Raw genomic sequence first — 5,744 nt, forward strand, 5'->3', positions numbered from 1 at the left:
GGCGCCGGGCCTGGAACGAGGTGATCCCGTTCCTCGACTACCCGCCCGAGGTGCGCAGGCTGATCTACACCACGAATTCCATTGAGGCATTGAATTCGAAGATCCGGCGCGCCGTCCGAACCCGCGGTCACTTCCCAAGCGATGAGGCAGCAGCGAAATTGATCTATCTGGCGCTCAATGCTACATCCACCGAATGGAAGCGTTCGGTGCGCGAATGGCACGCTGTCAGAAGTCAGCTTGCCATCATGTTCGAAGACCGCTTCCCAATGGCGTAAAAAAACGCGTCAGGCACAAAATTCGGCACAGTCTCCTGCCGTACGCTTTTGGCGCTCTATAACGATGACAATCGAGAAAGTGCGCAGGTAAAGGCCGTCGCAGAGGAGCACCTGCGCCAGATTGATGAAAAGATCTCTAAACTCATGTCGATGAAAGAAACTCTTTCGTCTCTCGTGCACCAGTGTGCTGGCGATCACCGACCGGATTGTCCAATTCTTGCGGATCTTTCTGTCGTAGACGACGCAACTTTCTCATGATCTCCGACGACGAATGAAATCGCGCGCCCTGCGAGACAGGGCGCGCGACCTGTAGTTACTGCACCAGCTCTGTAATAGTCAGCTTGCCATTCACACGGTCGGCAACGAAGTTGATCTGTGCGCCTTCACTCAGCCCTTCCAGCATCGCGGGATCGGCGAGAACGAAGACCATTTTCATTGCTGGCATGTCGAGGTTTTCCAGCGGGCCATGGTCGACAGTAATCTTGTTCCACTTGGCATCGATCTTGGTCACCGTGCCCGAGGACATGGCACTATCGCTAGCAGCAATTGCAGTTCCAGCGGTCATCAGAAGGGCAGCGGCGAGCGTCAAAAATTTGGTCATGATTGGTTTCCTTTGATTTGAGATCAGTTGACAGTAAGGGCGCCGTGCATGCCGCCTTCATAGTGGCCGGGCAGCAGGCAGGCGAATTCGAAGTTGCCGGCCTTGTTGAAAGTCCAAAGGATCTCCGCCTCTTCACCTGGTTCAAGGCGCACAGCGTTAGGGTCGTCATGTTCCATCTCAGGGAACTTGGCCATCAGCTCTTTGTGTTCAGCGTTTTGTGCCATCGAATCCATCACGAACTCGTGGGTTTCCTCACCCATGTTCGTGATGCGCAGGCGCACGGTTTCACCCTCAGAAAAAGTCATTTCCGAGGAGGGTTCGAAGACGAACGGTGCGTCCTTGTCGTAGTCCTCACGCATTATCACATCGATGGTTCGCGTGGGTTCATGGCCATGCATCGCAGGCATGCCGATGGCCATTTGACCGTTGCCGTGCCCGGCGTCCGCAATTGCGAGGGCGGGAATCAGGGCCAGCCCCAATGTCAAAAGTGCAGTTTTCATGAGCGTGTTTCTCCTGTGCTCTGGCATCAGCCCTGCCGCACGCCGCCGCGCGGCGTGATCACGGTTTTCGGACTGGTGTTGTATGCATGTTCGGGCAGCTCGCCCGTCCATTCGTAGGCCTGTGTTCCGGGCGGGTTGTCGTACCAGCCAGGATCGCTGTAATCGTCGCGGTCGATGCCCTCGCGAACCTTCACCACGCTAAACATGCCACCCATTTCCAATGGGCCATGCGGCCCCCATCCGGTCATCATCGGCACGGTGTTCTCGGGGATCTCCATCGACATCTCGCCCATATCCGCCATACCCGCCGTGCCCATCGGCATGTAGCCAGGCTGCTGGCGGCGGATCATTTGGGTCAGGCGGGACTTGTCGGCGCCAATAAATGTAGGGATGTCGTGGCCCATAGCATTCATGGTGTGGTGCGACTTGTGGCAGTGGATCGCCCAGTCACCTTCGTGAATCGCGTCGAACTCGTAGGCGCGCATGGCGCCTACAGGAATGTCGATCGAGACCTCGGGCCAACGGGCACTTTCCGGCACCCAGCCTCCGTCAGTACAGGTGACCTGAAAGTCATAGCCATGCATGTGAATTGGGTGGTTGGTCATCGTCAGGTTGCCACAACGCACACGGACACGGTCCCCCTTGTTGACCACCAGAGGATCGATGTCCGGGAAGATCCGGCTGTTCCAGGTCCACATGTTGAAATTGGTCATCTCGGCCACGCGCGGGATGTAGGTCCCCGGGTCGATGTCATAGGCCGCAAGGAGGAACGCGAAATCCCGGTCCACCGGCATGAACGCCGGGTCGCGCGGATGCACGATGAAGAGCCCCATCATGCCCATGGCCATCTGTACCATCTCGTCCGCATGCGGGTGGTACATGAAGGTGCCGGACTTGATGAGGTCGAACTCGTAGACGAAGGTCTTACCCGGCGGGATGCCGGGATGCGACAAACCACCAACTCCATCCATTCCCGATGGCAGGATCAGTCCGTGCCAATGCACGCTGGTATGTTCCGGAAGACGGTTGGTTACGTAAATACGCACCCGCTCGCCTTCGACCGCTTCGATTGTGGGTCCGGTGGATTGGCCATTGTAGCCCCAGAGCCGCGCAATCATCCCGTCCGCCATAATCCTTTCAACAGGCTCTGCAACGAGGTGGAACTCCTTTACATCTCCGTTCATGCGATACGGCAAAGACCATCCGTTCAGTGTTACAACGGGGTTGTAGTCGAACCGATCCGAAGGCCTTGGGGGAACTTGTGTATAGGGGCTGTCGGTAAAGGCGGCCTCGGGCAGATCGCGAAAGCGTGTTTGCGCGGCCCCGGCGTTCGCCAGCACAGCTCCAGCGCTCGCGGTCAATCCCGCGCCCAGTAATTGACGACGGTTCATCATTCTTCGCTACCTCCGGTCAGAGTAATTGCCCCGCCCCAAATCGCCGCGGTCGCGTCTGTTTCGGCAAGCCAGTAGTCACGTTTCGCTTCTGCGGCAGAGAGGCGCGAAGCGAGCCCCTCCTGGGCATCAGCGATCAATTCAAAGGTCGAGGTCAGCATGCCGTTGTAGGACAGCAGCGCTTCGTCATCGATCTGGCGTCGCAGAGGCAAAACAGAGTCGCGCCAATGCCGCGCGATGCTATGGCGACCGGTGATGGCCCTATAGGCCATGCGTGCGTCCGAACGCGCATCGACGGCCTGCTGGGCCAGCCTGTTCGCTGCCTGCAGATAGGCCATGCGGCCACGCTTCGACACCAGCGGACCGGTGTCGTAGAGCGGGATCTCGAAATCTAGAGCAAGCGCTGGATTGGCCTCGGTTTCTCCGGCTGCACGTTCCAGGTCGAAACCAGCCACCAACTGGACGTCCGAGACCATACGGGTTTGCCCGGTCAGACGGTAGTCCAGCGCGAGCGCCTCGAGTTCCAGCTTTCCAGATGCCAGGTCTACGCGGTTTGCCAGTGCCAGCTGTTCGATATTTCCTGCAACGCGCGGGCCACCAGGCAAGGCGGGCAGCGAGTCCGGCACGAATACAGTGGTGTCGCTACCCCAAAGCCCCATCAGCCGAAGCAGTTTTTCTTTGGCCAATTGCGCCTCCAATTGGGCGGCTGCACGTTCGGCGGCAAGCTCAGCAGTAAAGGCATGCTCCCTTGCTTGATCGGCCTTGCTCATCGCGCCGGTACGGCCCAGTTGCACAGCAAGTTCGGACGCTGCCTCGGCAGTGCCCTGAGTTTGAGCGATCAGTGCAGCGGCTTCGAAAGCGCCAACCGCCTCAATCCAGGCCCGGCGGGTTTCAACGGCCAAGTCTATCGTGTCGGCGAGCGCAGCAAGTTCGGATTGTCTGAAGCGAATCTCCGCAAGTTGGGTCCGCGGTGCGGATGTTGCCACGTCGAGCAGGGAGTTGATTAATGTTGCCTCAAGTGTGCGAGTGACATCGCCAGCCAACCCGGAGATTGACACACCGATCGAGGGCACCGGCCCCATAGCCACTTCCCATAAGTCAGTTGAGGACAGACCTAGCTCAGCGAAGCTGGCTTGAAGTGCGGGACTGCTTATCAGGGCAACCTGCACTGCGGTGTCGGCGCTGACGGTCTTACCATGCACCATGGCGTGAACCCTCTTGCGCGTTTCCTCAAGGTCCGCGGCAGACAGGTTCCAGATCGGTGTGGCCCCTAGAGCCTGGCGTGCACCCGTCTCGACACTGCCAAAGCCCGCGCGATCTGGTTTTGCACGCTCAAGAACGGCAGGACTGGCGCAGGCGGACACCAGCAACATGGACCCCATGAGAAGAGGCAGTTTCATTCGCCACCCTCCCGTTGTTCATCATTCAGCATCCGCCATTCGGCCGGTTCTCCGACCGAGTAGCCCGCGTAAGCAACAACAGGCCCGGGTTGCGCAGACGCGACCACAGGCGATGTAACCGCCGCCGTAAGCGCTGGCACGGTTTCAAGTTCAGGAAGCGCCGAGCAAGCGGCCCCGAACAGCGGCAAGGATGCCGCAAGCAGAATTTTCACTTAGATTTCCTCGAAATGTTAGATGCAGATGGTCGCAGTCAAACTGCGGCTACAGGTGCATCAGGCGCGAGGAGGGCGCCGCAAACCTTCGGGTGTGGCCGAACGGACTAGGGACGCAATATCCCAGGACCGGAGGGAAACATTAGCGGACTGCTTTGTGCAACTTTCGGCACCTACGAAGTCACCGACCACGCAGATATGTGACGCACAGTGGTCTGCTCCATGGTCGATATCTGCAGCCGGAATGTCCGTTTCATGATGGTGGCGCTCGTTTGAAGACTCCTGGGCGACTTGTTCAACAGAGCACGAAACCATGGCTGATGCATTGGACGGCATCAGGGTCACTGCCACCAATATGGAGGCAATCTGGAGTATCCCAAAAAAGGCCCGAATCCTGTACATCATTTTTGAAGCTGTATTGCTGAAACAAAATGTCGGCAAGTCACCAAAACGTGTGGGCAAATTTTTCATACATTCTTCGTAGAAGTCTGAAAAAAACTGCTGAAATCCTAATCGATCAATGAATGTGCGAGCGTGGATGTCGCAGTTGGTGACGACATGATCGCCCGCTTAAAAAACATCATTGCGTTGGAGACTGACGGAGCGTTGGTCTAACGGTTGATTTCTACTGGCGGCACAAACCCGTAGTCGCTTACTCGAGAGCATTCAGGAACCTGGCGTAGTCTTCACTGACCTCCCTCGCCTCAACAAAGGCGCGAGCGCGCTCGGCGTCGAGACAACGGAAGTAGTCCTGCACATCGGCAATGTAGGTCTCGAAATCGCTTCTGATCAGATCGGCGTAGGCACGCATGTCGTCTTGCGACTGAGGCAAGAACGGTCGTTCGGGAGGTACGCAGTCCGCCGCTGCGGCTACCGGCATGCTTCCAAGCAGGAGCGCGAACAGCAACGGTGCGTTGCGCGCAATAAACAAGCGCAGGGCAAAACTCCTTTGCCGCCTTTAAGATTGTCATTCTGTCGGCTATCACCGTTATCGGAGCAAGGCGAACTTCGTCAACACGTTATTATTGCCTTGCTATCATTAATGTTGTTTTGTATCGCTCACGGTGTTGCGACCCCGTGGGCCTGATACTGCACCCAGGCAGAACAAGGACCCAAGGGAAGGCCATGATAGAAGAAGCCCCGAATGTGGTTACAGAAGACGGACTGCGCGGCTTGCTCGCCGAGGGCTACCTCATTGAGGTGGTCTGCAAGGAGAGAGCAGAGAAGCGCCATAACAGCTGGTACGGCTCGTGGGTCATCCGCGCCGTCGCCACTGATGGGCGTGACGATAAGATGCTCGTCACCAGCCGAAGCGTCCTCAAGCTCCGCGACTTCAAAACCATCGTTGGCCTTGTCAGTTTCCTG

General features: G+C 57.6%; 9 protein-coding genes. 3 read left to right on the forward strand and 6 right to left on the reverse strand.

Going from position 1 to position 5,744, the window contains the following annotated elements; translation table 11 throughout:
* Both G455_RS25145 and G455_RS26250 read left to right on the forward strand, forming a co-directional pair.
* On the forward strand, positions 1 to 275 hold a 275-nt coding region (locus G455_RS25145), incomplete at its 5' end, for a transposase (RefSeq protein ID WP_035367194.1).
* Between the two features lie 48 nt (positions 276 to 323).
* Positions 324 to 533, forward strand: a complete 210-nt coding sequence (locus G455_RS26250) for a MerR family DNA-binding protein (protein ID WP_456153979.1) — start codon at positions 324 to 326, stop codon at positions 531 to 533.
* 55 nt (positions 534 to 588) lie between these two features.
* Here the strand turns inward: G455_RS26250 and G455_RS27060 are convergent, their stop codons facing one another.
* The 6 genes from G455_RS27060 to G455_RS26745 all read right to left on the reverse strand — a co-directional run bounded on the left by G455_RS27060 (position 589) and on the right by G455_RS26745 (position 5,310).
* The gene (locus G455_RS27060; RefSeq protein ID WP_009574142.1) at positions 589 to 876 is read right to left on the reverse strand and encodes a copper-binding protein; all 288 of its coding nucleotides are present in this window, start codon (positions 874 to 876) and stop codon (positions 589 to 591) included.
* A 23-nt stretch (positions 877 to 899) separates the two neighbouring features.
* Complete coding sequence (locus G455_RS27065; protein ID WP_009574143.1) at positions 900 to 1,376, reverse strand: cupredoxin domain-containing protein; 477 nt, start codon at positions 1,374 to 1,376, stop codon at positions 900 to 902.
* A gap of 26 nt (positions 1,377 to 1,402) precedes the next feature.
* Positions 1,403 to 2,770 carry a multicopper oxidase family protein gene (locus G455_RS0121805; RefSeq protein WP_038147513.1) on the reverse strand — a complete coding sequence of 456 codons (1,368 nt, stop codon included), beginning with the start codon at positions 2,768 to 2,770 and terminating at the stop codon, positions 1,403 to 1,405.
* Positions 2,767 to 4,167, reverse strand: coding sequence for a TolC family protein (locus tag G455_RS0121810; RefSeq protein ID WP_009574145.1), 1,401 nt, complete (start codon positions 4,165 to 4,167; stop codon positions 2,767 to 2,769). Before G455_RS0121810 ends, G455_RS0121805 begins: the two co-directional genes overlap by 4 nt.
* Positions 4,164 to 4,379 carry a hypothetical protein gene (locus G455_RS26575; protein WP_009574146.1) on the reverse strand — a complete coding sequence of 72 codons (216 nt, stop codon included), beginning with the start codon at positions 4,377 to 4,379 and terminating at the stop codon, positions 4,164 to 4,166. Before G455_RS26575 ends, G455_RS0121810 begins: the two co-directional genes overlap by 4 nt.
* Positions 4,380 to 5,031: 652 nt before the next feature.
* Positions 5,032 to 5,310 (reverse strand): hypothetical protein, encoded by a 279-nt coding sequence (locus G455_RS26745; RefSeq protein ID WP_154664462.1) that lies wholly within the window; start codon positions 5,308 to 5,310, stop codon positions 5,032 to 5,034.
* 194 nt (positions 5,311 to 5,504) lie between these two features.
* On the opposite strand from G455_RS26745, the gene G455_RS0121820 reads away from it, so the two are divergent.
* The coding region (locus G455_RS0121820; RefSeq protein WP_028095568.1) for a hypothetical protein at positions 5,505 to 5,744 on the forward strand (240 nt) is incomplete at its 3' end.

Source organism: Pseudodonghicola xiamenensis DSM 18339 (assembly GCF_000429365.1).
Classification (GTDB): Bacteria; Pseudomonadota; Alphaproteobacteria; order Rhodobacterales; family Rhodobacteraceae; genus Pseudodonghicola; species Pseudodonghicola xiamenensis.